The organism is Pseudoduganella sp. R-43 (assembly GCF_049913255.1).
Taxonomy (GTDB): domain Bacteria; phylum Pseudomonadota; class Gammaproteobacteria; order Burkholderiales; family Burkholderiaceae_D; genus Rugamonas.
The window spans coordinates 4910541-4936996 of the sequence record NZ_CP183988.1; the positions used below are offsets into that span (position 1 = coordinate 4910541).

Consider the following 26456-nt stretch of genomic DNA (forward strand, 5'->3'; position numbering starts at 1 on the left):
GAGGTTTTAACTTAGCCTTTGAGGCTGTCCAGGTCTTCCACGTTGATGGTGTCCAGGTTACGGAACATCACCACCAGGATCGCGAGGCCGATTGCCGATTCGGCAGCCGCCACGGTCAGGATGAAGAAGACGAAGATCTGCCCGGCCGCGTCGCCCAGGTAGTGCGAGAACGCGATGAAGTTCATGTTCACTGCCAGCAGCATCAGTTCGATGGCCATCAGCAGGACGATGACGTTCTTGCGGTTCAGGAAAATACCGACGATCGAGATCGCGAACAGGATCGCGCCAAGGACCAGGTAATGAGCCAGGGATAAAGTCATGGTGCCTCCTTCGTTTCCGCTGCTGCGACCGGAGCGTGGACGGTGGCGTCCATCTTCACGATCTTCAGGCGGTCATTGCGCTTGACGCGGACGGCAACGCCCGGGTCGATAGCCTTGGTGTCTTTGCGCTTGCGCAGGGTCAGGGCCACGGCGGCAACGATAGCCACCAGCAGGACCACGGCTGCGATTTCAAATGCGTAGACGTACTCGGTGTAGATCTTCAGGCCCAGCGCCTTGGTCTGGCCGATGCTGTTGGCCGCCTCAGGCACCGCGGTGCCGGTGGACGGGAACGAGCGCCAGATCACGGCAGCCATTTCCAGCACAATCACACCGCCGATGATGGAAGCAACCGGCAGGTAATTCCAGAAGCCCGCGCGCAGCTTGTCGAGGTCGATGTCGATCATCATCACGACGAACAGGAACAGGACCATGACGGCGCCGACGTACACCAGCACCAGCACGATGGACAGGAATTCGGCTTTCAGCAGCATCCAGATGCCGGCCGCCTGGAAGAAGGCCAGCACCAGGTACAGCGCCGCATGCACCGGATTGCGTGCAGTAATAACGCGCAGCGATGCCAGCACCAGGATGGCAGCGAACACGTAGAACAAAATAGAAGTGAAGTTCATTTTTATTAGCCTCGGCGATCAGCGGTACTTGGCATCGGCCGCGCGGTTAGCCGCGATTTCCGCTTCGTAGCGGTCGCCTACGGCCAGCAGCATCTCTTTGGTGTAGTACAGGTCACCGCGTTTTTCGCCGTGGTATTCCAGTACGTGCGTCTCGACAATCGAGTCCACCGGGCAGGATTCTTCGCAGAAGCCGCAGAAGATGCACTTGGTCAGGTCGATGTCGTAACGGGTGGTACGGCGGCTGCCGTCGTCACGCTGCTCCGACTCGATGGTGATCGCCATCGCCGGGCAAACTGCTTCGCACAGCTTGCAGGCGATGCAGCGCTCTTCGCCGTTCGGATAACGGCGCAGGGCGTGCAGGCCGCGGAAACGCGGCGAGATCGGGGTTTTCTCTTCAGGGAACTGGACGGTGATCTTCTTGGCAAACATGTATTTGCCGGTCAGCGCCATCCCCTTGAACAGTTCGGTCAGCAAGAAGCTGCCGAAGAAATCTTTCAATCGGTCCATTCTGTATTCGCTCTCTTACTTCCAAATATTCCAGGAGGTCTGCATCCAGGTCGCCACGAACACCAGGTACACCAGGGTCAGTGGGATGAACACTTTCCAGCCCAAACGCATGATCTGGTCGTAGCGATAACGTGGGAACGTTCCGCGGGTCCAGATGAACAGCGACACGATGAAGAAGGTCTTGATGAACAGCCAGAAGAAGCCGCCGAACACGCCGCCGATTTCCAGCGCTGCGATCGGTGCGGACCAGCCGCCCAGGAACATGATCGAAGCCAGCAGGCCGATCAGGATCATGTTGGCGTATTCCGCCAGGAAGAACATCGCGTAAGCCATGCCGCCGTATTCGACCATGTGGCCGCCGACGATCTCGGATTCGCCTTCCACCACGTCGAACGGGTGGCGGTTGCATTCAGCCAGGCCGGACACCAGGTACACGACGAAGATCGGCAGCAGCGGCAGCCAGTTCCAGGAGAACAGGTTCAGGCCCATGGCAGCCATGGTGCCCTTCTGCTGGCCGGCCACGATCTCGGACAGGTTCAGCGAACCGGAAACCATCAGCACGATCACCAGGGCGAAGCCCATGGCGATTTCGTAGGACACCATCTGTGCCGATGCACGCATCGCGCCCATGAAGGAGTACTTCGAGTTGGCGGACCAGCCGGCGATGATGATGCCGTACACCTCCATCGAGGCGATCGCCATGATCAGCAGCAGGCCGGCGTTCACGTCGGCCAGGGCGGCGCCCGGGGCGAACGGCACCACGGACCAGCAAGCCAGTGCCGGCATGATGGTCATCACAGGACCGATGAAGAACAGGGACTTGTTCGACTTGGTCGGGACGATGATCTCTTTGAAGAGCAGTTTCAGTGCGTCGGCGATCGGCTGCAGCAGGCCGTTCGGGCCCACGCGGTTCGGGCCGATACGGATCTGGATCCAGCCCAGCAGCTTACGCTCCCACAGGGTCAGGTAGGCAACCAGGCCCATCAGAGGCAGGGTCACGCACAGGATCTTGGCCATGGTCCAGACGAACGGCCAGAAGGTGCCGAGGTTGGCCTCGCCCATCACTTTAATCGAATCAATCATTTCTGGCAGAGCCATTACTTGCCCTCCCCTGCTTTAGCAACGGTGATGTCACCGAACATCGCGCCCAGCATCGCGGTCGATGCGTGTGCGGCGGACACGCGCACCACGTTCGCTGGCAGGCCGGCGTCGATGGTCGCTTCCAGGATCGCAAAGCCGGAGCCCTGCTTCACTTCAACCTTGTCGCCGGCCTTCACGCCGATCTGCTGCGCAGCGGCAGTAGACAGGTGCGCTTTCGGAGCGGCAGCATCGGTGGTCGCCAGCAGCGGGCCGGAACGGCGCGCGAGGGCGTCGGCGAAGTAGATCGGCACGTCGGCGAGGCGCTGCAAGCCGGTCGCGGTGAACGGCACGCCGGCAACGGCAGCCTTGCGCGACACGTTCGACAGCTTGGCCGACAGGTCGGACGCGCCTTTTTCGAACAGTTCGTCGCGGATCGATTCCGAGGTCTCGTAGTCGAAGCCGCCCAGGCCGAGGATGTTGCCCAGTACGCGCAGCACTTTCCAGGCCGGACGGGCATCGCCCATTGGCTTGACGGTGCCGTTGAAGGACTGCAGGCGGCCTTCGGCGTTGACGAAGGAGCCGGAAGTCTCGGCGAACGGAGCGACCGGCAGCAGCACGTCGGCGTAGTCCATGCCGTGCTTGAAGGCCGACATCACGACCACCATGTCGGCAGCGTTCAGCGCGGTCTTGGCAGCTTGCGGGTTGGCAGCGTCCAGTTCCGGCTCGGCGTTCAGCAGCACATAGGCTTTCTTCTGCACGGAGAAGGCTGGCGCCGCGTTCTTCGCGGTGGCGCCGACCAGGTAGCCGCCAACGGTGTTGGCTGCTTCGGTCAGGTAGCCCAGCTTGGCGCCGGTTTGTTCAGCGATCCACTGTGCGGCAGCGTGCAGCTTCGACGCTTCCGGATGCGCCACGGCGGCGTTACCCAGGAAGATAGCTTTGCGCTCGCCGCCCACCAGCGATTCAGCGATGGCTTCTGCTTCGGCCGAGGCGACCACGCCTTCGAAACCGGCCGGAGCGGCAACGCCCTTCGCCTTGGCCACAGCGGACACTACGCCGGACAGCGCGGCCAGCCAGTCGGTCGGCGCAGCGATGATCTTGTTGGCGGTGGTGATCAGGTTTTCAGTGTCGGCAGCGTGCAGCACGGACAGCTTGCCGCCGGCTTTCACGGCCGCGCGGATGCGGGTCGCGAACAGCGGGTGGTCCTTGCGCAGGAAGGAACCGATCACGAACACGCGCTGCAGCGAGCTCAGTTCAGCAATCGGCATGCCCAGCCACGGCTTCACTTCGCCATCCAGCGCGAAGTCGGACTGGCGCAGGCGGAAGTCCACGTTCTCGGAACCCACGCCGTGCATCAGCTTCTTCAGCAGGGCCAGTTCTTCCACGGTGGAGTGCGCGGTGCCGTAGGCAGCCAGCGAGTCCGCGCCGTGTTCGTGCTTGATGTTCTTCAGGCCGTGCGCCACGTATTCCAGCGCGACTTGCCATTCAACTTCTTTCCACTCGCCGCCCTGCTTCAGCATCGGCTTGGTCAGGCGCTCGGCGCTTTCCAGCGCTTCGTAGGAGTAGCGGTCCTTGTCGGAAATCCAGCACTCGTTGACTGCTTCGTTCTCGAACGGCAGCACGCGCTTCACGGAGCCCTGCTTCACTTGCACGATCAGGTTCGCGCCGGTGGAGTCGTGCGGGGAGACCGATTTGCGGCGCGACAGTTCCCAGGTACGGGCGCTGTAGCGGAATGGACGCGAGGTCAGCGCGCCGACCGGGCACAGGTCGATCATGTTGCCCGACATTTCGGAGCTCACTGCTTCGCCCACGAAGGTGGTGATCTCGGAATGCTCGCCGCGGCCCAGCATGCCCAGTTCCATCACGCCGGCCACTTCCTGGCCAAAACGCACGCAACGGGTGCAGTGGATGCAACGCGACATTTCTTCCATCGCCACCAGCGAGCTGCCGGCCTTCGGCGGCACAACGCGCTTCTCTTCTTCGTAGCGGGACTCCATCTTGCCGTAGCCTACGGCCAAGTCCTGCAGCTGGCACTCACCGCCCTGGTCGCAGATCGGGCAATCCAGCGGGTGGTTAATCAGCAGGAATTCCATCACCGACTTCTGTGCTTGCACAGCCTTGTCGGAGGCGGATTTCACGACCATGCCAGCCGATACCGGCGTGGCGCATGCTGGCAAAGGCTTAGGCGCCTTCTCAACTTCGACCAGGCACATACGGCAGTTCGCAGCGATCGACAATTTCTTGTGATAGCAGAAGTGCGGGATGTAGGTACCCAGCTTGTTGGCGGCGTCCATCACCATGCTACCCGCAGGGACTTCTACCTTTTTGCCGTCAATTTCGATTTCAACCATGATAATCGCAGCTTAGTAAGCCGAAACAGGCACCAGGCAGTGCTTGTGTTCGACGTGATATTCAAATTCTTCGCGGAACTGCTTGACGAAGGCGCGTACCGGCATGGCGGCAGCATCGCCCAGCGCGCAGATGGTGCGGCCCTGGATGTTGTCGGCGATGGAGTTCAGCATGTCCAGGTCCGAAGGACGGCCCTGGCCGTTCTCGATACGGTGGATCATGCGGTACATCCAGCCGGTGCCTTCACGGCACGGGGTGCACTGGCCGCACGACTCTTCAAAGTAGAAGTAGGACAGGCGTTCCAGGGCCTTCACCATGCAGCGCGTCTCGTCCATCACGATCACGGCGCCCGAACCCAGCATGGAGCCGGCTTTGGCGATCGAATCGTAATCGAGGTCAGTCTGCATCATGATCTCGCCGCGGATCACCGGAGCGGACGAACCGCCAGGGATCACGGCCTTGATCTTCTTGCCGCCGCGCATGCCGCCAGCCAGCTCCATCAGCTTGGCGAACGGAGTGCCCAGCGGGACTTCGTAGTTGCCCGGACGCTCAACGTCGCCCGAGATCGAGAAGATCTTGGTGCCGCCGTTGTTAGGCTTGCCCAGGCCGAGGTAGTTTTCGGCGCCGATGTTCAGGATGAACGGAACGGCCGCGAAAGTCTCGGTGTTGTTGATGGTGGTCGGCTTGCCGTACAGGCCGAACGAGGCCGGGAAAGGCGGCTTGAAGCGCGGCTGGCCTTTCTTGCCTTCCAGCGATTCCAGCAGCGCGGTTTCTTCGCCGCAGATGTAGGCGCCGTAGCCATGGTGGGCGTGCAGCTGGAAGCTGAACTCCGAACCCATGATCTTGTCGCCCAGGAAGCCGGCGGCGCGCGCTTCTTCCAGCGCTTCTTCAAAGCGCAGGTATTCCTGGAAGATCTCGCCGTGGATGTAGTTGTAGCCCACGGTGATACCCATCGCGTACGCACCGATGGCCATGCCTTCGATCAGCGAATGCGGGTTGTAGCGGATGATGTCGCGGTCTTTGAATGTGCCCGGTTCGCCTTCGTCGGTGTTGCAGACGAGGTATTTCTGGCCAGGGAACTGGCGCGGCATGAAGGACCATTTCAGGCCGGTCGGGAAACCCGCACCGCCGCGGCCGCGCAGGCCGGAGGTCTTCAGGTCGGCGATGATCTGCTCTGGAGGAATCTTCTCTTCCAGGATGCGGCGCAGCGCCGAGTAGCCGCCACGCTTGACGTAGTCGGCCAGGCGCCAGTTGTCGCCGTTCAGATCCTTCAGGATCAGGGGGTTGATGTGACGGTCGTGCAGGGAAGTCATTTCTTGAGCTCCTCCACGAGGGCGTCCAGTTTGTCGTTGCTCATGTGGGAACACATGCGGTGGTTGTTGACCAGGATGACCGGTGCGTCGCCGCAGGCGCCCATGCACTCCCCTTCCATCAGCGTGAAAGCACCGTCTTCGGTGGTGCCGCGGAAGTCGATGCCCAGCTTGGCCTTCAGGTGCTCGGCAGCTTTCACGCCGCCCGACAGTGCGCATGGCAGGTTGGTGCACACGGTGATCTTGTGCTTGCCGACCGGCTTCAGGTTGTACATATTGTAGAAAGTCGCGACTTCCTGCACGGCGATGGCCGGCATGCGGATGTAGTCCGCGATTTCCTTCATGGTTTCTGGCGACAGCCAGCCCAGTTCAACCTGGGCGTGGGCCAGCGCGGCCATCACGGCCGACTGGCGCTGGTCGGCCGGATACTTGGCCAACTCGCGGTCGATTTTTTTATAGCATTCTTGGGATAACAGCATTTCTTGCCCTTAGCGGTCGATTTCACCGAAAACGATGTCCTGGGTACCGATGATGGTCACGGCGTCGGCGATCATGTGGCCGCGCGACATTTCGTCCAGACCCTGCAGGTGGGCGAAGCCCGGTGCACGGATCTTCATACGGTATGGCTTGTTGGCGCCATCGGAGATCAGGTAGATGCCGAATTCGCCTTTCGGGTGTTCCACCGCGCTGTACGCTTCGCCCGGCGGCACGTGGAAGCCTTCGGTAAACAGCTTGAAGTGGTGGATCAGCGATTCCATATTGGTCTTCATGTCCACGCGGTTAGGCGGAGCGACCTTGCGGTTGCTGGTCATGACAGGACCCGGGTTGGCTTTCAGCCATGCCACGCACTGCTTGATGATCCTGTTCGACTGGCGCATCTCTTCCACGCGCACCAGGTAGCGGTCGTAGCAATCGCCGTTGGTACCGACCGGGATGTCGAAGTCCATCTTGTCGTAGACCTCGTACGGCTGCTTCTTGCGCACGTCCCAAGCGATGCCCGAGCCGCGCAGCATGGCGCCGGTGAAGCCCATGGCCATTGCGTCTTCAGGAGACACCACGCCCACGCCGACGGTACGCTGTTTCCAGATACGGTTGTCGGTCAGCAGGGTTTCGTATTCATCGACATAGGTCGGGAAACGCTTGGTGAAGTCTTCGATGAAGTCGAGCAGCGAACCCTGGCGGTTCTCGTTACGCTCTGCCAGCGCTTTCGCGTTGCGGATCAGCGATGCCTTGTACTGCGGCATGGCGTCCGGCAGGTCGCGGTACACGCCGCCCGGACGGTAGTAAGCCGCGTGCATGCGCGCGCCCGACACTGCTTCGTAGCAGTCCATCAGGTCTTCGCGGTCGCGGAATGCGTACAGGAACGGGCCCATGGCGCCCACGTCCAGCGCGTGCGCGCCCAGCCACAGCAGGTGGTTCAGCAGGCGGGTGATTTCGTCGAACATCACGCGGATGTACTGCGCGCGCACCGGCACATCCAGGCCCAGCAGCTTCTCGATCGCCATCACGTAGGCGTGCTCGTTGGACATCATGGACACATAGTCCAGGCGGTCCATGTACGGCACGGATTGCAGGTAGGTCTTCTGCTCGGCCAGCTTCTCGGTGGCGCGGTGCAGCAGGCCGATATGCGGGTCGGCGCGCTGGATCACTTCACCGTCCAGCTCCAGCACCAGGCGCAGCACGCCGTGCGCCGCAGGGTGCTGCGGACCAAAGTTCAGGGTGTAATTCTTAATTTCAGCCATTTCTTACTTCCCGTAGTTTTCTTCGCGGATCACGCGCGGCACGTTTTCGCGCGGCTCGATGGTCACAGGCTGGTAGACAACGCGCTTCTGCTCCTGGTCATAGCGCATTTCAACGTAGCCCGACACTGGGAAGTCCTTGCGGAATGGATGGCCGATGAAACCGTAGTCGGTCAGGATGCGGCGCAGGTCGTTGTGGCCTTCGAAGATGATGCCGAACAGGTCGAACGCTTCGCGCTCGAACCAGTTGGCGGAGCGCCAGATCGAGGTCACGGAGGCCAGGATAGGCATGTCGTCGTCCGAAGCGAACACGCGCACGCGCAGGCGCCAGTTCTTGGTGACGGACAGCAGGTGAGTCACGGCCGCGAAGCGCAGGCCGTCCCAGGTGCCTTCACCGTAGGTCGAGTAGTCAACGCCGCACAAGTCGATCAGCGTATCAAAACGCAAAGCTGCGTCGTCGCGCAGCTCTTGCATTACCTGGTAGTAGTCCCCAGATTTGACTGTAATCGTCACTTCGCCCAGCGCGACGACGATGGAGGCCCGCTCGCCCAGCTTTTGCTCGAGGGCGGAGACCAGTGTTTGCAGATGTGTGTTCATAAGGTCTTACCGCGCGATCGTGTTGGTCTTCTTGATCTTGTTGTGCAGCTGCAGGATGCCGTACAGCAGTGCTTCTGCAGTCGGCGGGCATCCCGGCACGTACACGTCGACCGGCACGATACGGTCGCAACCGCGCACTACGGAGTACGAGTAGTGGTAGTAGCCGCCGCCGTTGGCGCAGGAACCCATGGAGATCACCCAACGCGGGTCAGGCATCTGGTCATAGACCTTGCGCAGCGCAGGGGCCATCTTGTTGCACAGGGTGCCTGCCACGATCATCACGTCGGACTGACGTGGCGACGGACGGAACATGAAACCGAAACGCTCCAGGTCGTAACGGGCAGCACCAGCATGCATCATCTCCACTGCACAGCAAGCCAGACCGAACGTCATCGGGTACATCGAACCCGTACGCGCCCAGTTGATTACCGTGTCAAAGGTAGTGGTGATGAAGCCTTCGTTAAATACGCCTTCAATAGACATGGCTTATTCCCAATCAAGGGCACCTTTCTTCCAGATATACCAAAAACCGACCACGAATTCGGCGATGAACACCATCATCGTCACGTAACCCTGCCAGCCCAGTTCACGCATGGAGACGCCCCATGGGAAGAAGAATGCAGTTTCAAGGTCGAACAGAATGAACAGAATTGCGACGAGGTAGTAACGCACGTCGAATTTCATGCGCGCGTCTTCGAAAGCTTCGAAGCCGCACTCGAATGGGGAGAGCTTGGCCGCATCGGGCTTGTTCGGGCCAAGGATATGGCCGAGCACTTGCGGGACTACGCCGACGCCAAGGCCGACGATCAGGAACAACAGGACGGGGAAGTAATTTTCGAGGTTCACGATGGGTAAGCAGCTTAGTTGAATTACGCTCGACCCCAATCACCTACTACTGAGACCAGGATCAAACGACACATCCTCGTAAAAAAACCAGCTAAGCCACTGAATCTACGATTCAAACGACCTGCTGGCTTTTGATCTTTTTTGGTGCCGACGACGAGACTCGAACTCGTACAGCTTGCGCCACTACCCCCTCAAGATAGCGTGTCTACCAATTTCACCACGTCGGCAATAGGCCGCTATTCTACACTGTGATCATCGCTTTGTTAATGCAAATTGCGCATAATCAAGAAGAAAAACGGCAAAAAGTTCAAAGTTGCCAGTTTTACTTCGCTGGCGAAGCAGCTGGAGCGGCCGCAGCAGGCGCCGAAGCAGCTGGCGCGGAAGCAGCCGGCGCCTCGACAGGAGCCGGAGTCGCAGCCACTGGAGCAGCAGGAGCGGCAGGAGCAGCCGAAGGAATCGCCGCAGCACCACCCACCGGCGCAGGAGCCGCCGCCGGGGCCTTGACGTTATCCATCACACCGGCGCCGGCCGAAATATTGCCTTTGCTAGCCAGGACCGACAGGCCGAGGGTGGCGCCGAAGAAAATGGCTGCCGCCAGTGCGGTCGACTTAGACAGGAAGTTGGAGGAGCCAGAAGCACCAAACAAGCTGCCCGAAGCACCAGAGCCGAAGGCGGCACCCATATCGGCGCCCTTGCCATGCTGCAGCAGTACCAGGCCAATGATCGCCACGGCGGAGATGACCTGCACTACGATAACCAGATTGAACAAAGTGTTCATGCTATTCCTTAAATAATAAAATTGCCCCGCTTATGCAGCAGCGATGATGGCAAGAAAATCCACCGCCTTCAGTGCTGCACCGCCAATCAGGCCGCCGTCGATATCAGGCTGGGCCAGCAACTCCTTGGCGTTTTCCGGCTTCATGCTGCCGCCATACAGGATCTGCATGCCGGCGGCAGATGCCGCATCCTTCTTTGCCACCCGGGCGCGCAGCAGCGCATGCACTTCCTGCGCCATTTCCGGAGTGGCGGTCTTGCCGGTGCCGATTGCCCAGACAGGCTCGTACGCCAGCACAATCTTTGCCAGCTGTTCAGCGCCCAGCACCTCCAGCACCGCATCCAGTTGCTCGCCCACCACGTCGGCGGTCTTGCCGGCCTCGCGCTCTTCCAGCGTCTCGCCTACGCAAACCACCGGCACCAGGCCGGCATTCACGGCAGCCAACGCCTTCTGGGCCACCAGGGCACTGCTCTCCTGATGGTAGGAGCGGCGCTCGGAGTGGCCGACGATGGCGAATTTGCTGCCGAAATCCAGCAACATGGCTGCCGAGATTTCACCTGTGTAGGCGCCCGAAGCGTGGGCGGACACATCCTGGGAACCCCAGGCAATCGCGCTGCCCGTGAGTTCAGCCTGACATTGTGCCAGATACGGGGCTGGGACGCAGACCGCGGTATCGGCCTTTGCATCACCCAGGCCAGCCTTGATGCCTGCCAACAGGGTAGTGTTGGCGGCACGGCTGCCGTTCATTTTCCAGTTACCGATGACGAGTTTGCGGCGCATAGTAGCTTAATTTTTAATAACCCGTTATTGTAGCGTGCGCCCCAAAGTCGGGTCAAACGCTAGACTTCGCGCCCCATGAAAAATAATATTCTTGACATCTTTTTCGGGTTCGCGTTGGCGTTACCCACCGCTCTCATCATCGGCAGCGTGCCAACGTTATTCAACAATCAACCTCATGGCGGTTTGACGGCGATGACGTTCTGGATCTTTGTCATCGGCTTTCCTTCCTTGTCCTGGCGCTGCGTCGAGATCCGCAGGCTGCGCAAGCGCGAGCTCGACAACATGTTAATCACCCTCATGTCCCTGCTGCCGCTGGCGGCGATTGCCGCGATCCACGGCCTGGCCGCAGATCGCGGCGGGCTTGTCGGCACTTTTGATGCCATGTTCAGGCAGGTGCTTGGGGCCATGACTGTTGCCTGCGGCTGGCTTGGCGCTACGCTTGCCTTCGCGACCAGAAGCAAGGCGGTCGCGCCATGAAAAAGCTCCTGGCTATTATCTGGGGCATCGTGCTGGGCTTCATCCAGGTCACGCTCCTGCTCATCCTGTTCAGGCTCGTATCCAGCAACGACGAGATCAGCGCGCTGATCTTCCTGCTCGGGTGGCCAGCCCTGGCCTGGCGCAACTTGCGTAAGCCACCGGCAGAGACGAAATCGCGCCCTTCCCTGCTGAAACGCTCGGTGTGGGCCCTGGTCGCGCTGCCGATCATCGTCGCGGTCCCACTGTTTGCCTTTCTCGGAAGCCTCAAGGGCCAGGGCTCGGAGATTGTGGTCCTCGTGTTCAGCGCCCTACTGCTCGTCGTCACTGCGGTGAGCTGGGGCGCTGCAATGATCACCTATATTGTCGGCCACTACCGCAAGAAACCTTAAAGCACCTGCAGCATGATCTTGCCAACATGGCTGCTGCTCTCCATCAGCGCGTGGGCCTTGGCTGCCTGCTCCAGCGGGAAGCTCTCGTAGATCACGGGCTTGATGTCGCCCGCCTCGATCAGCGGCCAGACCTTTTCGCGCAGTTGTCGCGCGATGGCCCCCTTGAACGCGACCGAGCGCGGACGCAGGGTCGAACCCGTGATGGTCAGGCGGCGCTTCAGCACCTGCCCCATGTCCAGCGTACCCTTGGCGCCGCCCAGCAGCGCGATGATGGCGATGCGGCCATCGTCGGCCAGGCAGCTGATTTCGCGCGGCAGGTAATCGCCGCCCACCATGTCGAGGATCACGTCGACCCCGGTATCGCCGGTCAGTTCCCGCACCACGGCTGCGAAGTCTTCGGTGCGGTAGTTGATGCCGCGCGCCGCGCCCAGGGCCTCGCAGGCCCGCGCTTTCTCGTCGCTGCCCGCCGTGGCAAACACGCGATGGCCGAGTGCGCGGGCGAGCTGGATCGCCGTCACGCCGATGCCCGAGGTGCCGCCCTGCACCAGCAAGGTCTCGCCCTTGCCCAGCCCTGCGCGGTCGAATACATTGCTCCAGACGGTGAAGAAAGTCTCCGGCAACGAAGCCGCCTCCAGCGGCGACAGGCCGTGCGGCACGGGCAGCACCTGCTGCACCGGCGCCGTCACGTACTCGGCATAGCCGCCACCCTGCACCAGCGCACATACCATGTCGCCGATCCTGAAGCCGCTGGCAGCCAGGTCACCATCGACGATCTCCCCCGCCACCTCCAGGCCCGGGATATCGGTGGCGCCCGGCGGCGGCGCGTAGCTGCCCATGCGCTGGAACACGTCCGGCCGGTTGATGCCGGCCGCGTGCACGCGGATGCGCAACTCGCCCTCCTTCGCCACCGGCAGCGGACGCTCGCACAGGCGCAGCACATCGGCGCCACCCGGTTTCTGGATTTCAATCGCACGCATCATGGCATCACCTCTCCTGGAAAGAGGCGATTGTAGCGCTTACAGCCCGAAGCGAGCGCCCATGCCGAGCAAGGTGGCCAGGCCCAGCCCCGCGAACATGGCGGCGGCGATGCCGTGCACCAGCTTGAGCGGGATTTTCGCGGCCAGCTTGTCGCCCGCAAAGACGGCAGGCACGTCGGCGATCAGCATGCCGAGCGTGGTGCCGGCCACCACCATCAGCGGGTCCGGATAGTGGGCGGCCATCGCCACGGTGGCGACCTGGGTCTTGTCGCCCATCTCGGCCAGGAAGAAGGTCACCAGGGTGGCGCCGAAGACGCCGAAGCGGCTGGCGATCGTGGTTTCGTCGTCCTCGATCCTGTCCGGCACCAGGGTCCAGGCAGCCATGCCGAGGAAGGACAGGCCCAGCACCCAGCGCAGCACTTCCGGCGTGAGCAAGGAGGTGATCCAGGCGCCCAGTGCACCGGCCAGGCCGTGGTTGAAGATGGTGGCGATGAGGATGCCGGCGATGATCGGCAGCGGTTTCTTGAAGCGGGCGGCAAGCAGGAAGGCCAGCAGCTGGGTCTTGTCGCCGATTTCGGCCAGGGCGACGACGCCGGTTGAGACGAGGAGCGATTCCATATTGTGTTTCCAGGCCGGGCACGGACGAATGACCACAACTCGCCCCCGGCCTACATCGGCGGCGCTGTGGTCAAAGGTCTTGCCAAGTGTGGGACCGCATATGCCATGGCCTGTGGGCCAAGTGTGTTGACATATGCCTCCTCCGGGGGCGGAGGAGAGGCTACTCCCCGATGACGGGCGGGATTTTACCTCAAAACCGGTAAACCAGGGTCAGACCCAAGGGTCTGACCCTGAACAGTCTTCGGGCCTGGGGTTGCGGTTGTGCGATGCCCGAACCAACACCGTTGGCCGCGCCGCAGACGGCTTTTCAGCCGCCGCCAGTCCGCGACGACCTTGGCAACGGCGTATTCCGTTTCCACGCCGACGACAACGCCTGCCCTTCCTCAATCTGCTCCTGCGTCATGCCCCTCGCCACGGCCGCCCGCTGCTCCGCCGCATTGGCCGAACCGCCCGCCGCTGCCAGGTTCCACAGCATATAAGCAATCACATTATCCTGCGGCATCCCGCCAATGTGATACCGGTACATCAGCCCAAGAACCTGCTGCGCATCCGCATGCCCCTGCTCCGCCGCCTTGCGGAACCAGGTCACCGCTTCCTTATGGTCCTGCAACACCGCATTGCCCGTGTAATACATGGCCCCCACCACATACTGCGCATCGGCCTTGCCCTTGAGCGCGGCCTTGCGGTGCCAGGTCAGCGCCAGCTTGTAGTCCTGCGGCACGCCACGGCCCATGTAGTACATCAAGCCAAGCAAATGCTCGGCTTCCGTATTGCCCGCCTTGGCCAACGGCAGGATCTCCTTGTAGGCCAGCGCATAATTCTTGTTGTTATACGCCGTGGCCCCTTCCGCGAACCCGGCATGCGCACTGGCCTGCAGCCCTAGTGCGATGCCGAGCGCGATTAACACGCCTCGTAGTTTTTTCATGGTGCTTTAGATTTATCTCTTTTTATGCACTGCAGAATGTCTCTTACTTCCAGCTCACCTTGCCCAGCCCATCCACGCTGACGTTGCGGGTGGTGGGCTTGCCGTACACGGTCACGGAACCCAGTCCGCTCAGATTCAGGTTGGCGTTGTTGGACGCATTGATGGTTGCATTACCCAGGCCGCTCAAATCCAGGCTCACGTCTTCCGCCTTGAACTGCTGCGCATTCAAGCCGCCCAGGCCGCCCAGCGTCGCCTTCAGGTTCTTGCTGCGGCCACCGATGGTGATGTAGCCCGCGCCCTGCAGGTCGAGATCGACATTCTCGTTCTCCGTCACCCACACATGCATGCTGCCCACGCCGCCCAGGTTGGCCTTCAGCTTCTTGTAGTCGCAAACCACCTTCATGCTGCCCGCCCCATCCAGGGTCAGGTCGATATTGTCGCCACTGAAGCCGCTGACTTCCGTGCTGCCCACGCCCTCCGATACCAGTTCACGCAACTGCGGCAGCACCAGCTCCACCTTCACCGCCGAGGACTTCAGCTTGACGCCGCGGCTCTCGGTATCGAGATAAAGCGTATCGCCGGTCTGCACTGCCGTTACCTTGTTGACGTAACGCTTGTCGGTGGTGATGTTGAGCGCCGGGGTGTCGCCGCGCCGCAGTTTGAGGTCGATTACGCCGTCGAGCTTGACGCGCACCACGCGCGCATCGATGGCCCGCGTTTCCGTCGTCGTATCGTCGGCCCGGGCCAGCCCCAGGAACAGACACAGCGCGGTAAACAGCAAGCCAAACTGGAATGGTTTCTTCATTTTCTATCCTTGGTAAGTCATCAGCGCGCTATCACAGGTTGGCTGCCGCGAGGACAAAAGGCAGTTCGGGGATCGCACTGGTGGCAACGATGGTTGCCATATTAATACCACCAAGGACCAAAAGGGCGGCCAGGAAGATGGCTTCCATGTTTTTAGCGATTTTCATTTTGCGCTCCCCATCATGACTGTTTTTCGATGGTTTCATCATATCGGCGGGCTCGCCCAGCGTCCCGCCATATGCGACGAAATGCAAAAAACAGGGAACAGGCGGATAATCCGGCTGCCATTTCGACATTCCAGAGGGAAATAAGATGATGAAAAAAATCCTGGTCCTGGCCGCCCCTGCCCTGGCCGCTACCCTGCTCTCCTCCCTTGCATCGGCAGCGCCCGACCTGGCCGCCGCCCACAAGCTCTACCAGGCAAACTGCGCCCAATGCCACGGCAAGGACCTGGAAGGCGCCGCCGGCCCCAACCTGGCCGACGCTACCTGGCTGCACGGCCAGCCGACCAGGGCCAACCTGCTGCGCGTGATCGGCAAAGGCGTCGTCGACAAAGGCATGCCGGCCTGGGACAAGCAACTGAACAACGTCCAGCTCAATCAGCTGGCCGAATACGTGCTGCCGGCCAACGCTGCGGCCCGCAAGGCCGCCGCCGGAAAAGGCGCCGCTCCCGCCGCAGCCCCGGCTGCCGTGGCAAACACGAGCCTGGCCGCGCTCAGACTGCCCAAAGGCTTCCAGATCGCGGTCTATGCCGACAATGTGCAGGGCGCACGCGAACTGGCCGTGACCGACAGCGGCCTGGTCTTCGTTGGTTCGAACAAGGCCGGCAAGGTCTACGCCCTGGTCGATGCCAACAGGGATGGAGTGGCCGAGAAAGTGGTCACCGTTGCCGAAGGGCTGGACCATCCCAACGGCGTCGCGCTGCTGAACGGTGCGCTGTATGTCGGTGAGATCTCGCGCATCATCAAATTCGACGACATTGAGAAAAACTACGCCAGCAAGCCGGCCTACAAGGTCATCAAGAATGACCTGCCGAAGGAGACCTGGCACGGCGCCAAATACATCAAGGCTGGACCGGACGGCAAGCTGTACGTCCCGATCGGCGCACCCTGCAATATCTGCGACAAGGAAGACGAGGCCTATTCGAAGATCTGGCGCATGAACCCGGACGGCAGCAACTGGGAGTTGTACGCGCGCGGCGTGCGCAACACGGTCGGCTTCACCTGGCACCCGGTCACGAAGGAATTGTGGTTTACCGATAACGGCCGCGACGAAATGGGCGAGAACATGCCGTCCTGCGAATTGAATGTGGCCCCGAAAGCCGGCATGCATTTCGGCTTCCCTTACTGCCACGGCGGCGTGCTGCCCGATCCGCAGTTCGGCAAAGGCAAAAGCTGCGACGCCTACGTGCCGCCAGTGGCGGCACTGGGCCCGCACGTGGCGCCGCTTGGCCTGGCCTTCTATACCGGCACCCAGTTCCCCGAGCAGTACCGCAACCAGTTGCTGATTGCGGAGCACGGCTCATGGAACCGCACCAACAAGATCGGCTACCAGGTGCGCCTGGTCACCCTGCATGGCAACAAGCTGGTCAGCGATACCGCCTTTATCGACGGCTTCCTGCAAGACGAAGCAGTGAGCGGCCGTCCGGTCGATATCGCGGTGATGCCGGATGGTTCGATACTGGTTTCCGACGACCATGCACACAAGGTGTATCGCGTTACCTACCAACGCTGATGGGGCATATGCACAAGGTATCGCCACAGATGGTTTCATCAAAATATTGAACTTCCGTCGGCCACTGCCAAGGCTATAGTGAAAAGTGCCAGACAACAATTGAGACCTGGCACCCTTGGTCCACGAATGGAGGCAGTCATGAAGCGATACTTCGCTGCCGCCGGGCTACTTGTCCTCGCTGCAAGCGCAGCAGCACAAAGCAGCACCGGCGCTGACCAATCGGTGGTTGTGCCCGCGCAGAAGCAAATGCATTTGGAACGCAAGCTCATCTCACCGCAAGAGTTCTACCAATACCAGGGCGCCTACGCCCTGTCCAACGGCCAGACCCTGACCTTGTCGCGTACTGCAATGCATATCTACGCGCAAGTTGGCCAACAGCCGCGGCGGCAAATCCTGTGGCAAGGCGACGGCAAGTTCACTGCCGCCGACGGCAGCATGGATATGAACATCGTCTGGATCAACGACGATACCGCCACCGGTGAACTGAACTTCTCTCCCAGCATGGCCGACCGAAAGCCGGCCCACGCCACCCTCGCTATAGCCTCGCGTTAAACGCGAGCGAAAGCCTGCGCGCCGCGGCCACGAACCAAGACGACGCAGGGATAGCAATCCGCCCAACCGGGCACTATATTGAAAGAGCCAGGCAATTTTAGAGTCCTGGCCACACCAAAAAGATGGAGGCAATCATGAAGCGGTTAGTGGCTACCGGCTGCCTGTTCGCGCTCGCCCTTTCGGCGTACGCACAGAGCACCGAACAAAAAGTTTTGATCCCCGCCTCGAAAGAGGTTAATCGTACCTACATGTCGCCCGACGAATTCGGCAAATACAAGGGCGCATACGATCTTTCCAACGGCAAGACGCTCTACCTGATTCGCAAGGCTAACCGCATGTATGCGCGCGTCGACGAACAGGGCGAACACGAAATCACCCGCTCCGGCAACGGGCAATTCCTGGCGCTCGATGGCAAGATGTGGATGGAGCTGGTGTGGGACAACGGCAATTCCGTCAGCGGCAGCTTGAACTATGTCGACGAATCGCCTTCGGTGGCAGGCATTGAACCCAAGATCATCAGCATCCGGTTTGCATCGCGCTGACGCCATGGGAGGCTATCGTGAAACGCCTATTGCTCGCGTGCGGCCTGGGCTTCTTCGCATTTAGCATTCCAGCCCAGAGCCAGACTTCGGTCGAAACAGTTGTGGTGCCTGCCCAGAAGGACGTGAAGCCGCTTACTTTGTGGCCCGACGAAATCCTTGAATATATTGGCGACTACCAGCTCGCCAACGGCAAGACCTTGTACCTCACCAGGCAAGGCGCCAGGTTGTACGGCCAGATTGGCTCGCTACCGAAGCACGAAATGATCGCCACGGGCTTGCGCAAGTTCAGCGCAGTGGACGGCCAGCTTTCCGTCCACATCAAATACACCTGGGACGGCCAGATCACCGGCAATGTCGCTTATGTCGATAGCAGCCGCGGCGCCGGCCTCTTGCCGGTGCTGGTGGAATTCGCCTCGCGGTAAAAAAGGAGGCGCCATGAAAAGAACGATTGCAATGCTGGGGCTTGCCATGTGCTGTACACAAGTCCCCGCGCAGCAACAAGCCGATGCCGGCCGAGTCATCATCCCGGCCGCCAAACCCCAGCCATATTTTGTATGGCCGGACGACCTGCATGCATACAAGGGCGAATACTATCTGTCAAACGGCAAGAAGATGTATATCAACCGCATAGGCAAGCACTTGTACGCCCAGGTGGGCAAGCAAGCCGAAAGGGAAATCATAGCGACGGGCGAGAACATGTTCGAATCGGTCGACAATTCCATGACCCTCAACATCGTCATCTCGCGCCAGGGCTATGTCAGTGGCAGCATCGCTTATCAAGATGAGGACCTGCCAGATAAACCGCTGGCCTATGCCTCCCTCATGACGCGCTAGCCGCGGGCACGTCCGGGCCGCCAGCAGGAACTGCGCTGGCGGCCTCTTTTTACTGGCGCAATGCGGTCTCGTCTGCGCCGGGCTGGCGCACCAGCAGGCTGTGGACCGTGCCGTCCGCACCACGCTGGAATTCCAGGCTCGCCAGCGATCCCTCCATGAAGAAGCTGTCCGGCGCGTGTGCGAAGATCGGCGCCGCATCGCGCCCTTCCCTCTGCATGACCAGCTTGTCGCCATCGCGGCGTACCACACGCTTGACCCTGTCGGGGCTGACGTAAGTGCCGACGAAGGCGTCCAGCGCGTGCGGCGCCAGCGTGATTGCCTTGAAATCGGTGAAGGGCCGGCCAATCGCGATGCCTGCCGCCTTGTAGGCAATCACTGGCGTGTTCACCGCGCCACCGTTGCCGTTGGTAAGCACCGCCACGAACACCTTGTCGTCAGGCAGCCGCAGCGCCTGCGCGGTAAAGCCCGGGATCGAGCCGCCATGGTGGATCATCCTGTGGCCCGCAAGCGCGCCGATATTCCAGCCGTAGCCATAGTTGCAGGGCGCCTCCTTCGGCAAGCGGCAGGAAGTGAAGGCCTGGCGCCAGGTGGCCGGCTTGAGCAGCTTGCCGCTGCTGACAGCGGCATCCCAGCGCGCCATGTCGTCCACGGTGCTCACCAATGCCCCCGCCGAATAGGCCAGGGTCACGTCGATATCCTTCACCGGCACGATCTGCGTTCCGTTGAGGCGGTGGCCCTTGATGTGGCGCTTGCCGCTGCGCTCGAACCCTTCATGCGCCGTATCTTGCATTCCAAGCGGATCAAAAATGTTTTTCGCAACGAAGTCGTGATACTTCATGCCGGACAGCTTTTCGATAATGAGGCCCAGCAGGAAATAGCCTGAATTGCTGTAGCTGTAGCGATCTCCCGGCGCAAAGTCGAGCGGCTCCCTGGCGAACACATCGAACACCTGCCTGAGAGTCACGCCTTCATCGGGCAAATCGCGGAAGCCTTTCAGCGCGGTGTAGTTCGGAATGCCGGACGTGTGCTGCAGCAGGTGTTCAATCGTGATGGTACTGCCCTTGTCCGGGAAGTCCGGCAGGTACTTGCGCACGTCATCCTTTACTGACAGCTTGCCCTGCTCCTCCAGCATCAGGATGCCGACTGCCGTGAACTGCTTGGTGATGGAGCCGATGCGCAGTTGCATGTCCGGCTGCATCGGCGTGTCTTCAGCCACATTGGCCAGGCCGTAAGCCTTGCGGAAAACCGGCTTGCCGTCGCGCGTGACGATGACCGTGGCGCCCGGCCAGCCAGGCTTGAACATTGGCGCCAGCGCGGCATCAAGACGCTGCTCGAGCGGCGTTGCGGCCATCGCGCAAGTGGCTTGCAGAAGGGAGAGTGATGCAAAGAGAATTGCGGGTAGTTTCGTCACGGCCTGGCCTCCTCAAAAAACTGGATGCTAATGCCGGCCTGTCCCGCACAGTTGGCCGAGCCGACGAATGGTCGATTCCGGGGGATGAACGGTCGCTTCCTGAGCGCGAATCTCAGGCACCCTTGCGTTTCAGCGCCTTATGCTCCCAAGCCTGCTTCACCAGGCGCTTGACTACCGCTGCATCGGCCTTCGCCAGTTCGACCCGCACGCCCAGCACCTTGCTTCCCCACAGCAGCTTCTCGGCGAAAGAGGAATACAGCTCCAGCACCTCATCACGCTTCTCATCGGGAATGAAAATATGGACAAAATCCTCCCCCGGTGGAACGGTGACGAAGATCTTACCTTTCACGCGGAACGAGCCAAAGTTGTGGTGCGGCTCGTCGCTGACATCAGGCAGCGACATGGCGAAAGTACGAACCGTTGAAAATTTCACTTCGCCGCCGGCTTCATGATTTGCGAGTGGACCTGGTTCACCATCATCAGGCCCGCCGAACCGAAGTGCAAGTGATATTCCGCCACCATCTCGCCTTTGATGATTACAGGATCGGTGGCCACCAGCGCCCTGGCCTCGTCGATGCTCTCAACCGCGAAAATAAAGATGCCCCGGGCGCCGTCGACGCCATCCAGCGGGCCGGCATAAGCCAGCTTGCGCTCATTGGCCAGGCGCTGGATATTTGCCATATGGCCGGCGAACATCTCAGTTCGCTCCTGCCCCGCCGGCACCTTGTTTGGGCCCGAGCGCAGCACCACGAACACATACTTGCGCATGCCGTTCTCATTCCCGCCCAATGACTTCGCCAGCTCGGCATCGTATGCAGGCGTCGCCTGCGGATGCGCCTGCGCCGAACTCGCGAACACGGCCAGCAGGATCGTCGCGAGATTCACTTTAATTGCCCTGCCTATACTTCCAGCGTATCCCATCATATCCCTCCATCCGATTTCCGCAAATAATACTCCAGCCGCCAAGCCCGCAGCCGCATGCCCAGCCAGGTCAGCGATTTACTCTTCGATCGCCTCAATGCCTTGCTCCTTGAGTTTCTCAAGGTGGTCGAGCATTTCACGAAGACGCTCTGGTGGATGGCCCGTCCACTCCGCCACTTCACCGACGATGCGCAGCGGTTCTCGAGAACGATATGACTTGGTAGGGTTGCCGGGGAAGCGCTTGTTTGTCAGGTTTGGGTCATCTTCTATCGGACCTGTCGGCTCCACGATGTAGATCCTGCCCCGCCCCTCGCCGACGGCCAATTCCGCGCCCCAGGTTGCCGCTTCCAGGGTCGCAGTGAGATAGACGAAATTGGCCTGCCGCCTGGTTCCATAATTGGAGGAAAAGCCGCGCTCAATGAGGTCGCCAACCTTCAGGTCGGCCTTGGTACCATGATAAAAAGGTCCCTCGATCACAATAACACCTTCAGTTTCCGGCCACCGCTGATTGCAAAGCCCTCGCGCTCATAAAATGCGAGCGTCCTGTCGAACTGGGGCAACGGTGGCGTCGTCACCTCCAGCCGCTTCCAACCGCGCGAACGGCCGAAAGCCTTTGCCTTGGAAAGCAATTGCAAACCCAATGCCTTGGAGCGAAAGGCCGGGCGAACATAGAACTCGGGGATCGTGCCAAAGGCCCCCTCAGCATACAGCGCGTAGCTTTCGTAAAGCGCCACGAATCCGGCTGGGCGATCGCCATCAAAGGCGACGAAGACAAAGTACTTCTCTTGTGAGAGGAAGGCCCCCAGCCGCTCGATCGTAACCGCCAGATCGAAATTGAACGCCTGCTCGCCAATGGCCGCCATGATTTCAGCAAGCAGCTCACCGACCATTTCGGCAATCTGAGGAACGTCTTGAACGGTAGCGGTACGGGTAATCATCATATGGCTCCAGTTATCGACATATTAGTCTTCAAGGCGAGATGCGAGCTGCCTGATTGGTATCCCCCAAAGCGCGCTGGATCGAAAGCTGCGGTAACTTTGGAACGGGGGCCCACGCGCCTGACTAACATTAGCGATCCTCCTCTGATCACAGCTCGTATCGTTCCATGAGCGCTTCGTGGTGGTTGACATCCGAGCCAGCGGCTTCGGCAAGGCCTGTCCAGCACATGGGATGTTCGAAGCCGGCGGTCAGTTCGCGCAGCGTTTCGTCGATGACGGCAGCAGCGGTATTAACGGGAGCGGCAACGAGGAAATACACGCCAGGATGCTCGATTTCGGCTTCAGTGTCGAAGACCGTGTAGTCCTTCTCGCTATGCACGACCCATTTCCAGCCCCGCGCCGAAAACGCCTCGGTGAGGGCATTCAATGCGGACTCGCCTGGATGCACGCCATCGACCAGGTAGCTGGTACCGAAGCTACTTTGCTCAATGACTTTAACGACCTTGTAGAGTTGCACGAACTGGCTGTCCTCTTCTTCGCCTTCCGGCCGCTCCTCCAATGGCTGCGGATGGAATACTACCAGCTGGCCAAAGGTCTGCCGCCGCCTGGAACCCGATAGCGAGACAATGCGCGCCGTGACGGGCCCGGTCCGGTGAGCGTAACGTTCAATCACTTCGCCGTCGTCTTCGTACTGCACCCGCACGACGCCCCACTTCTCCTCGATCAGGCCCTCGCCGGCCTCGAACTCCATGCCAAGTGCCGCGCCCAACGCACGCACCCTATCCCATCGACCCAATACGCTGGCGGCGACGATCGCTTCCCAATATGTGTTGCCGGTGGCGCCATCTGCCTCGATCGATTGTTCGAACAGCGCAAGCGCCTGCTCGTAGTCCCCCATGTGCATGCAAGCATATGACCACAAGGCTCGCGCCCGACCGTTGCCAGGCTCCAGCTCCAGCACCAGCCTGGCGTTGCTGCCGACCTCACTCCAGCGCTCGCCCTTGAACGCAAAACGGGCAAGGCACAAATGGGCCCGGATCGGATCGGATTCGCGCAACATGCCGGCCAGGGCCTGCACGCCGGCTTCGTCGCGAACCTCGACCAGCACCGATTCCAGTTCTTCCACAACGGCATCAGAGCGAGGATTCGCTCGCAGGAAGGACCACAGGTACGCGCGGGCAGCCTCCATTCCGCCGCAGGCACGCATGGCGCACGATGTGAGCACGGCCAGGCCGGCGTCCGACGGCAGGCTGGCGGCACCCGCCAGCAGCAGCTCGATGTCCTGCTCCGCATCCCGGGATTCACTCTGCCGGATGTAATCAGCCAACTCGCTCGCCGGGACTGGCAACTCGCGTACAGCAGGCATGGCGGCCACCATTGACTCCAGTTCAGCAAATGCCTCTGGAGCGCCCAATGGCTGCTTCAGTTTCCCAAGATGGGGGCGCGCCAGCTCGAGCATTTGCATTGCCGGCCAGCGCGCACCGCGGGCGACCGCCAGCCGCACGTGCGGTGCCAGTGCATCCAGCGTGAGGCGATGCGAGCCGGATGCGCTGTAGCGTCGCACGGCGGCCGCAGTACGCCGGCCAACCAGGTAGTCATTGCGCTCCGGGGCTTTCTGCAGCAGGACTTCGAGGCCAACCGACAGGTCCAGGCATTCGCCAAACTCCCGCCCCTTTTCTTCCGGCGGCAGCATCGCCCATGCATCTTCGGATCGCCCGAGCAGCGCAAGCAGCCGGAAACGCATGCAGGAACGGGCGTAGTGCTTGGGCGGGTTATCGCTGTCAAACCCTTGCTCCTCGATGTAGTCCAGGGTCGCCAGCGCCGTTTCGTACTGGCCGGCGGCGAACTGCGCCTGCGCCAGCGGCTCGAACCAGTCGACGCTTTGATCGGCGCCGGTCTCCTGCAGCTGAGGCAACTGCCGTTCTGCAAACGCCAAGGCCTCCTCCGGCTTTGCGGCATCCACCAGCGCATTCATCATCTCGCTGCTGATGCAACGGAAACACCCCCAGCTGCTGTCGATGCGGGCCAGGGTATCCTTGCACACCGCGATGCGGTCATTTGCATAGCCGGCGCCGTCCACATTCGCATAGCAGCAGGCGATGTCCTGCGTGGTGCAGACGCTTTGCGGGCAGTCGGCGGTTTCCGGCCGGTGCGCGAATTCGAATAGCGACACCGTGTCTTTCAGGGCTGCCTCGCCTTCCCTTCGCGTGCAGACGCGTGGATTGATCGTCCAGTGGCGAAAGTACACTTCGAGCCATGGCAGGCGCGCTGCCCGTGCGGCCGCCAGCGCTTCCGGCAGCGCAGCTTGCGCGAGTTCGAGCCTTCCCTCGCTCGCGTTGCTCGGGATCTCGTTAATGAGCTCCGCCAGACGGTAGTTGCCGGCCTCCTCGAGGTCGCGCTGCGTGTCGAAAACCCACTTCCAGATATCCATTTGATTCCTTGCTATTCAGTTGTTGCTTGAGACCGGGTCAATACCTGTACAAGCTGGCTGATGTCATGCAAGGCGCCGGTCAGGCCTTCCGTTGCAGGGAGCTTGCTCGTATCGCCGGCCATCATGACGATCTTCATCGAGCGCAGCAGCTTCAGCGCATGCAGGCAGCCGGCCGTTTCACCCTGTTCGCGATACGCGTTCAGCAGGCTGGTAATGGCCGGGTTTTCGAGGTTGATGTACAGCCGGGCCTTGATCTCGCCGTCAATATTGCTGGTGAACTGGCGCACCAGTTGCAGCGCCGATTGGGCGATGCGCTGGTCTAACTCGTCCGACTCCAGCCTTTCCTTCAATTCGGCATCCCGGTCCGGGACAACAACCAGCGGCAGGTGCGCGGGCATGAAGCGTGCAGGCACCAGCAGTTCGCCGTTGCCCAGGTGCCGTTTCAGCCACTCGGTGTGGTGGTCCGGCAGCTCGGCCTCGGCAAACAGCTGCCGGTTGCCTTTTTCGGTGCCGATTTCAACCAGCTTCCCGCCACACTGCTGCGCCCAGCGGCGCAGGAAGCTGTGTACGGCGTAGCGATCGCCTTTCACCACCGGGATATGCATGGCCCGGCACACCATGTCTTCGAAACCGCCGCTGTCGCCGAGGCTGACGTGGATCGGGCCATGCCCCTGCAGCTCCGACAAGGACAGGTCGCCACGCGACGTTGGAATACGCACTGCGTCCAACAGCAAGGTGAACAGATCATCATTGCACAGTGCCGCCGCCATCAGTGCCTCATTGTGACGGGTCAGTATGCGGCGCCATGCCGCCGGCTGTCCGGCCGCGATTTCGGCCAGCCCCTTCACCAGCGAATCGAGAAGGTCTGCCTGGGCGAATCCGTAATGGGCGTCGCGCTGCAGGTCTTCGCGGCTCGCAGTTGGCGTAAGGTCCTGTGACTCGATGACACCGCCAACAAAGCCCGCCCAGCGCGGCAGCAGGTCGCGGGCATCATCGTCAAGCAGCATGCCGCGCACGAATACCTTCAGGTTGCGGTTGTCGCTGCTGCTGTAAGTCGCGCCGTCCTGGATCCAGAGAATGCCGCGCACATCGCTGGCGGAGGTCTTCACCGGAATCGTGCAAATGGGTTCGAATTGCTGCTCGAACCGGGCCGCAAAGGCCAGGCTGCGCTTGCGCTGCTGCAGCGGGTGCTCCACTACATTGCCCTCCGCCTGGCGCCATGGCGGTGTAATTTCGTTGATGCGGACATCGCCGCAATAGACTGGCTCCGGGAGCAAGGCGCAGTAATGCCCCAGCAAGCGTTCCAGGCTGGACGCGCTGGCCAGGTAACGGTGCGCCGGGCGCAGCTTCAGCTCAATGCAGGTTCCGACAAGGCCGTCGTTCGGTACCGGTTCGACCGTGTAGGATTCTCCATTCTGCGACTGGTAGCGCCAGGCCTGGCCGGGCTCCTGGTAAGAAGTGGTCGTGACCGTGACCTGCTCAGCCACGACGAAAGCAGACAGGAATCCGAGGCCGAACATGCCGATCAGGGCATCGCTTTGCGTGCGCAAGGTGCGCGTGTAGCCCGCGCCGACGGTGGCGAGAAATGCGTGGATTTCATGTTCCGACAAGCCGGAACCGTTGTCGGTGATTCGCAGCACCCCATTGAGCTTGTCGCCGTCGAGCTTCAGCTTCCCGGTCTCCTGCCAATCCGGGCATTCGATGCGTCGGCGCGTGATGGAGTCGTGGGCATTCTGGATCAACTCCCGCACCGCCACCAGGGGCGTGGAATAGAGATGCTTGCCGAGGACCGACAGCAAGCCGCCAAGGTCAACGTTAGTTGCGTGTTGTTCTTTGATCATAGAAGAAAAAAAGGGCCGCCTATGCCAGCCCTTCAATCGTTGAAGCGTTGGCGCCTCGCAGAGGCCAGATCGTGAACATCATAGCTTGCGCAATGCAAGTAAAAACTCTCCAAATATCACGTAAGTATTGCCG

The 26456-nt window shown here is 61.0% G+C and carries 32 protein-coding genes, 1 tRNA gene and 1 riboswitch; of the genes, 7 read left to right on the forward strand and 26 right to left on the reverse strand.

The genetic code is table 11. From position 1 onward, the window contains the following. Window positions 1–11: 11 nt before the first annotated feature. The 14 genes from nuoK to tpiA form a co-directional block, all read right to left on the reverse strand. Entirely contained in the window at window positions 12–320 is a 309-nt protein-coding gene (nuoK, locus tag ACN9M3_RS22230; protein WP_028104269.1) for an NADH-quinone oxidoreductase subunit NuoK, read from the reverse strand. Continuing rightward, complete coding sequence (locus ACN9M3_RS22235) at window positions 317–949, reverse strand: NADH-quinone oxidoreductase subunit J (protein ID WP_426162758.1); 633 nt, start codon at window positions 947–949, stop codon at window positions 317–319. The genes nuoK and ACN9M3_RS22235 overlap by 4 nt, the downstream gene beginning before the upstream one ends. Before the next feature lie 18 nt (window positions 950–967). Continuing rightward, a complete protein-coding gene (gene nuoI / locus ACN9M3_RS22240; protein ID WP_028104271.1) occupies window positions 968–1456 on the reverse strand; it encodes an NADH-quinone oxidoreductase subunit NuoI in 489 nt (162 codons plus the stop codon). Window positions 1457–1471: 15 nt separating this feature from the next. Then, the gene (gene nuoH / locus ACN9M3_RS22245) at window positions 1472–2554 is read right to left on the reverse strand and encodes an NADH-quinone oxidoreductase subunit NuoH (protein WP_426162760.1); all 1083 of its coding nucleotides are present in this window, start codon (window positions 2552–2554) and stop codon (window positions 1472–1474) included. After that, window positions 2554–4884 carry an NADH-quinone oxidoreductase subunit NuoG gene (gene nuoG, locus ACN9M3_RS22250; RefSeq protein ID WP_426318652.1) on the reverse strand — a complete coding sequence of 777 codons (2331 nt, stop codon included), beginning with the start codon at window positions 4882–4884 and terminating at the stop codon, window positions 2554–2556. The genes nuoH and nuoG overlap by 1 nt, the downstream gene beginning before the upstream one ends. Window positions 4885–4896: 12 nt before the next feature. Beyond that, window positions 4897–6195 (reverse strand): NADH-quinone oxidoreductase subunit NuoF, encoded by a 1299-nt coding sequence (gene nuoF, locus ACN9M3_RS22255; protein ID WP_426162764.1) that lies wholly within the window; start codon window positions 6193–6195, stop codon window positions 4897–4899. After that, on the reverse strand, window positions 6192–6671 hold the full coding sequence (gene nuoE, locus ACN9M3_RS22260; RefSeq protein WP_057259375.1) for an NADH-quinone oxidoreductase subunit NuoE: 480 nt from the start codon (window positions 6669–6671) through the stop codon (window positions 6192–6194). Before nuoE ends, nuoF begins: the two co-directional genes overlap by 4 nt. 9 nt (window positions 6672–6680) lie before the next feature. Continuing rightward, window positions 6681–7934: an NADH-quinone oxidoreductase subunit D gene (locus ACN9M3_RS22265; protein ID WP_426318653.1), complete on the reverse strand. Its 1254-nt coding sequence runs from the start codon at window positions 7932–7934 to the stop codon at window positions 6681–6683. Between the two features lie 3 nt (window positions 7935–7937). After that, on the reverse strand, window positions 7938–8528 hold the full coding sequence (locus ACN9M3_RS22270; RefSeq protein WP_426162770.1) for an NADH-quinone oxidoreductase subunit C: 591 nt from the start codon (window positions 8526–8528) through the stop codon (window positions 7938–7940). Window positions 8529–8534: 6 nt separating this feature from the next. After that, complete coding sequence (locus tag ACN9M3_RS22275) at window positions 8535–9011, reverse strand: NuoB/complex I 20 kDa subunit family protein (protein WP_028104278.1); 477 nt, start codon at window positions 9009–9011, stop codon at window positions 8535–8537. A 3-nt stretch (window positions 9012–9014) separates the two neighbouring features. Beyond that, window positions 9015–9374, reverse strand: a complete 360-nt coding sequence (locus ACN9M3_RS22280; RefSeq protein ID WP_426162773.1) for an NADH-quinone oxidoreductase subunit A — start codon at window positions 9372–9374, stop codon at window positions 9015–9017. 142 nt (window positions 9375–9516) lie between these two features. After that, window positions 9517–9601: transfer RNA gene (locus ACN9M3_RS22285), tRNA-Leu, on the reverse strand. 95 nt (window positions 9602–9696) lie between these two features. Beyond that, window positions 9697–10152, reverse strand: a complete 456-nt coding sequence (gene secG / locus ACN9M3_RS22290; RefSeq protein ID WP_426162776.1) for a preprotein translocase subunit SecG — start codon at window positions 10150–10152, stop codon at window positions 9697–9699. A 30-nt stretch (window positions 10153–10182) separates the two neighbouring features. Then, complete coding sequence (gene tpiA / locus ACN9M3_RS22295) at window positions 10183–10929, reverse strand: triose-phosphate isomerase (RefSeq protein WP_426162779.1); 747 nt, start codon at window positions 10927–10929, stop codon at window positions 10183–10185. 75 nt (window positions 10930–11004) lie between these two features. Between tpiA and ACN9M3_RS22300 the strand changes: the two genes are divergently transcribed. After that, window positions 11005–11406 (forward strand): hypothetical protein, encoded by a 402-nt coding sequence (locus ACN9M3_RS22300; protein WP_426162781.1) that lies wholly within the window; start codon window positions 11005–11007, stop codon window positions 11404–11406. After that, window positions 11403–11795 carry a hypothetical protein gene (locus ACN9M3_RS22305; RefSeq protein WP_426318654.1) on the forward strand — a complete coding sequence of 131 codons (393 nt, stop codon included), beginning with the start codon at window positions 11403–11405 and terminating at the stop codon, window positions 11793–11795. Before ACN9M3_RS22300 ends, ACN9M3_RS22305 begins: the two co-directional genes overlap by 4 nt. Here the strand turns inward: ACN9M3_RS22305 and ACN9M3_RS22310 are convergent. The 5 genes from ACN9M3_RS22310 to ACN9M3_RS22330 form a co-directional block, all read right to left on the reverse strand. Next, complete coding sequence (locus ACN9M3_RS22310) at window positions 11792–12772, reverse strand: NAD(P)H-quinone oxidoreductase (RefSeq protein ID WP_426172269.1); 981 nt, start codon at window positions 12770–12772, stop codon at window positions 11792–11794. The two genes, ACN9M3_RS22305 and ACN9M3_RS22310, sit on opposite strands and share 4 nt — an antisense overlap. A 39-nt stretch (window positions 12773–12811) precedes the next feature. Continuing rightward, window positions 12812–13390 (reverse strand): TMEM165/GDT1 family protein, encoded by a 579-nt coding sequence (locus ACN9M3_RS22315; protein WP_426318655.1) that lies wholly within the window; start codon window positions 13388–13390, stop codon window positions 12812–12814. Between the two features lie 5 nt (window positions 13391–13395). Next, a riboswitch (yybP-ykoY riboswitch) is annotated at window positions 13396–13571 on the reverse strand. A 126-nt stretch (window positions 13572–13697) separates the two neighbouring features. Then, the gene (locus ACN9M3_RS22320) at window positions 13698–14315 is read right to left on the reverse strand and encodes a tetratricopeptide repeat protein (RefSeq protein ID WP_426162788.1); all 618 of its coding nucleotides are present in this window, start codon (window positions 14313–14315) and stop codon (window positions 13698–13700) included. Between the two features lie 43 nt (window positions 14316–14358). After that, a complete protein-coding gene (locus ACN9M3_RS22325) occupies window positions 14359–15120 on the reverse strand; it encodes a GIN domain-containing protein (RefSeq protein WP_426318656.1) in 762 nt (253 codons plus the stop codon). 31 nt (window positions 15121–15151) lie between these two features. Next, window positions 15152–15415, reverse strand: a complete 264-nt coding sequence (locus ACN9M3_RS22330) for a hypothetical protein (protein WP_426318657.1) — start codon at window positions 15413–15415, stop codon at window positions 15152–15154. Between the two features lie 16 nt (window positions 15416–15431). On the opposite strand from ACN9M3_RS22330, the gene ACN9M3_RS22335 reads away from it, so the two are divergent. From ACN9M3_RS22335 to ACN9M3_RS22355, 5 genes are all read left to right on the forward strand, one after another. Further along, the gene (locus tag ACN9M3_RS22335) at window positions 15432–16853 is read left to right on the forward strand and encodes a DUF7133 domain-containing protein (protein WP_426318658.1); all 1422 of its coding nucleotides are present in this window, start codon (window positions 15432–15434) and stop codon (window positions 16851–16853) included. 138 nt (window positions 16854–16991) lie between these two features. Further along, a complete protein-coding gene (locus tag ACN9M3_RS22340; protein ID WP_426318659.1) occupies window positions 16992–17405 on the forward strand; it encodes a hypothetical protein in 414 nt (137 codons plus the stop codon). Between the two features lie 134 nt (window positions 17406–17539). Beyond that, window positions 17540–17947 carry a hypothetical protein gene (locus ACN9M3_RS22345; protein WP_426162799.1) on the forward strand — a complete coding sequence of 136 codons (408 nt, stop codon included), beginning with the start codon at window positions 17540–17542 and terminating at the stop codon, window positions 17945–17947. A 17-nt stretch (window positions 17948–17964) separates the two neighbouring features. Continuing rightward, window positions 17965–18369: a hypothetical protein gene (locus ACN9M3_RS22350; RefSeq protein ID WP_426162802.1), complete on the forward strand. Its 405-nt coding sequence runs from the start codon at window positions 17965–17967 to the stop codon at window positions 18367–18369. Window positions 18370–18382: 13 nt separating this feature from the next. Then, the gene (locus ACN9M3_RS22355) at window positions 18383–18781 is read left to right on the forward strand and encodes a hypothetical protein (protein WP_426318660.1); all 399 of its coding nucleotides are present in this window, start codon (window positions 18383–18385) and stop codon (window positions 18779–18781) included. Between the two features lie 49 nt (window positions 18782–18830). Here the strand turns inward: ACN9M3_RS22355 and ACN9M3_RS22360 are convergent, their stop codons facing one another. From ACN9M3_RS22360 to ACN9M3_RS22390, 7 genes are all read right to left on the reverse strand, one after another. Continuing rightward, window positions 18831–20192, reverse strand: a complete 1362-nt coding sequence (locus tag ACN9M3_RS22360; protein WP_426318661.1) for a serine hydrolase — start codon at window positions 20190–20192, stop codon at window positions 18831–18833. 112 nt (window positions 20193–20304) lie between these two features. Then, entirely contained in the window at window positions 20305–20625 is a 321-nt protein-coding gene (locus ACN9M3_RS22365; RefSeq protein WP_426162808.1) for an MmcQ/YjbR family DNA-binding protein, read from the reverse strand. Next, window positions 20622–21077: a YciI family protein gene (locus ACN9M3_RS22370; RefSeq protein ID WP_426162810.1), complete on the reverse strand. Its 456-nt coding sequence runs from the start codon at window positions 21075–21077 to the stop codon at window positions 20622–20624. The genes ACN9M3_RS22365 and ACN9M3_RS22370 overlap by 4 nt, the downstream gene beginning before the upstream one ends. Window positions 21078–21191: 114 nt before the next feature. Next, a complete protein-coding gene (gene arr, locus ACN9M3_RS22375; RefSeq protein WP_426162812.1) occupies window positions 21192–21590 on the reverse strand; it encodes an NAD(+)--rifampin ADP-ribosyltransferase in 399 nt (132 codons plus the stop codon). Further along, window positions 21587–22054, reverse strand: a complete 468-nt coding sequence (locus ACN9M3_RS22380; RefSeq protein ID WP_426318662.1) for a GNAT family N-acetyltransferase — start codon at window positions 22052–22054, stop codon at window positions 21587–21589. The genes arr and ACN9M3_RS22380 overlap by 4 nt, the downstream gene beginning before the upstream one ends. Window positions 22055–22199: 145 nt before the next feature. Continuing rightward, window positions 22200–24482: a hypothetical protein gene (locus tag ACN9M3_RS22385; protein ID WP_426318663.1), complete on the reverse strand. Its 2283-nt coding sequence runs from the start codon at window positions 24480–24482 to the stop codon at window positions 22200–22202. Window positions 24483–24493: 11 nt separating this feature from the next. After that, complete coding sequence (locus ACN9M3_RS22390; RefSeq protein WP_426318664.1) at window positions 24494–26323, reverse strand: ATP-binding protein; 1830 nt, start codon at window positions 26321–26323, stop codon at window positions 24494–24496. Window positions 26324–26456: the final 133 nt, after the last annotated feature.

Excerpts from the sequence above, each read along its gene's own strand:
- nuoG (WP_426318652.1), bottom strand. The coding sequence starts at position 4,884 with ATGGTTGAAATCGAAATTGACGGCAAAAAGGTAGAAGTCCCTGCGGGT.
- ACN9M3_RS22325 (WP_426318656.1), bottom strand. The coding sequence starts at position 15,120 with ATGAAGAAACCATTCCAGTTTGGCTTGCTGTTTACCGCGCTGTGTCTG.
- nuoF (WP_426162764.1), bottom strand. The coding sequence starts at position 6,195 with ATGACTTCCCTGCACGACCGTCACATCAACCCCCTGATCCTGAAGGAT.
- nuoI (WP_028104271.1), bottom strand. The coding sequence starts at position 1,456 with ATGGACCGATTGAAAGATTTCTTCGGCAGCTTCTTGCTGACCGAACTG.
- secG (WP_426162776.1), bottom strand. The coding sequence starts at position 10,152 with ATGAACACTTTGTTCAATCTGGTTATCGTAGTGCAGGTCATCTCCGCC.
- tpiA (WP_426162779.1), bottom strand. The coding sequence starts at position 10,929 with ATGCGCCGCAAACTCGTCATCGGTAACTGGAAAATGAACGGCAGCCGT.
- nuoK (WP_028104269.1), bottom strand. The coding sequence starts at position 320 with ATGACTTTATCCCTGGCTCATTACCTGGTCCTTGGCGCGATCCTGTTC.
- ACN9M3_RS22235 (WP_426162758.1), bottom strand. The coding sequence starts at position 949 with ATGAACTTCACTTCTATTTTGTTCTACGTGTTCGCTGCCATCCTGGTG.
- ACN9M3_RS22345 (WP_426162799.1), top strand. The coding sequence starts at position 17,540 with ATGAAGCGGTTAGTGGCTACCGGCTGCCTGTTCGCGCTCGCCCTTTCG.
- ACN9M3_RS22390 (WP_426318664.1), bottom strand. The coding sequence starts at position 26,323 with ATGATCAAAGAACAACACGCAACTAACGTTGACCTTGGCGGCTTGCTG.
- ACN9M3_RS22270 (WP_426162770.1), bottom strand. The coding sequence starts at position 8,528 with ATGAACACACATCTGCAAACACTGGTCTCCGCCCTCGAGCAAAAGCTG.
- ACN9M3_RS22355 (WP_426318660.1), top strand. The coding sequence starts at position 18,383 with ATGAAAAGAACGATTGCAATGCTGGGGCTTGCCATGTGCTGTACACAA.
- nuoE (WP_057259375.1), bottom strand. The coding sequence starts at position 6,671 with ATGCTGTTATCCCAAGAATGCTATAAAAAAATCGACCGCGAGTTGGCC.
- nuoH (WP_426162760.1), bottom strand. The coding sequence starts at position 2,554 with ATGGCTCTGCCAGAAATGATTGATTCGATTAAAGTGATGGGCGAGGCC.
- ACN9M3_RS22380 (WP_426318662.1), bottom strand. The coding sequence starts at position 22,054 with ATGATGATTACCCGTACCGCTACCGTTCAAGACGTTCCTCAGATTGCC.
- ACN9M3_RS22385 (WP_426318663.1), bottom strand. The coding sequence starts at position 24,482 with ATGGATATCTGGAAGTGGGTTTTCGACACGCAGCGCGACCTCGAGGAG.
- ACN9M3_RS22310 (WP_426172269.1), bottom strand. The coding sequence starts at position 12,772 with ATGCGTGCGATTGAAATCCAGAAACCGGGTGGCGCCGATGTGCTGCGC.
- ACN9M3_RS22330 (WP_426318657.1), bottom strand. The coding sequence starts at position 15,415 with ATGTCGAAATGGCAGCCGGATTATCCGCCTGTTCCCTGTTTTTTGCAT.
- ACN9M3_RS22275 (WP_028104278.1), bottom strand. The coding sequence starts at position 9,011 with ATGTCTATTGAAGGCGTATTTAACGAAGGCTTCATCACCACTACCTTT.
- ACN9M3_RS22340 (WP_426318659.1), top strand. The coding sequence starts at position 16,992 with ATGAAGCGATACTTCGCTGCCGCCGGGCTACTTGTCCTCGCTGCAAGC.
- ACN9M3_RS22320 (WP_426162788.1), bottom strand. The coding sequence starts at position 14,315 with ATGAAAAAACTACGAGGCGTGTTAATCGCGCTCGGCATCGCACTAGGG.
- ACN9M3_RS22300 (WP_426162781.1), top strand. The coding sequence starts at position 11,005 with ATGAAAAATAATATTCTTGACATCTTTTTCGGGTTCGCGTTGGCGTTA.
- ACN9M3_RS22305 (WP_426318654.1), top strand. The coding sequence starts at position 11,403 with ATGAAAAAGCTCCTGGCTATTATCTGGGGCATCGTGCTGGGCTTCATC.
- ACN9M3_RS22265 (WP_426318653.1), bottom strand. The coding sequence starts at position 7,934 with ATGGCTGAAATTAAGAATTACACCCTGAACTTTGGTCCGCAGCACCCT.
- ACN9M3_RS22335 (WP_426318658.1), top strand. The coding sequence starts at position 15,432 with ATGATGAAAAAAATCCTGGTCCTGGCCGCCCCTGCCCTGGCCGCTACC.
- ACN9M3_RS22315 (WP_426318655.1), bottom strand. The coding sequence starts at position 13,390 with ATGGAATCGCTCCTCGTCTCAACCGGCGTCGTCGCCCTGGCCGAAATC.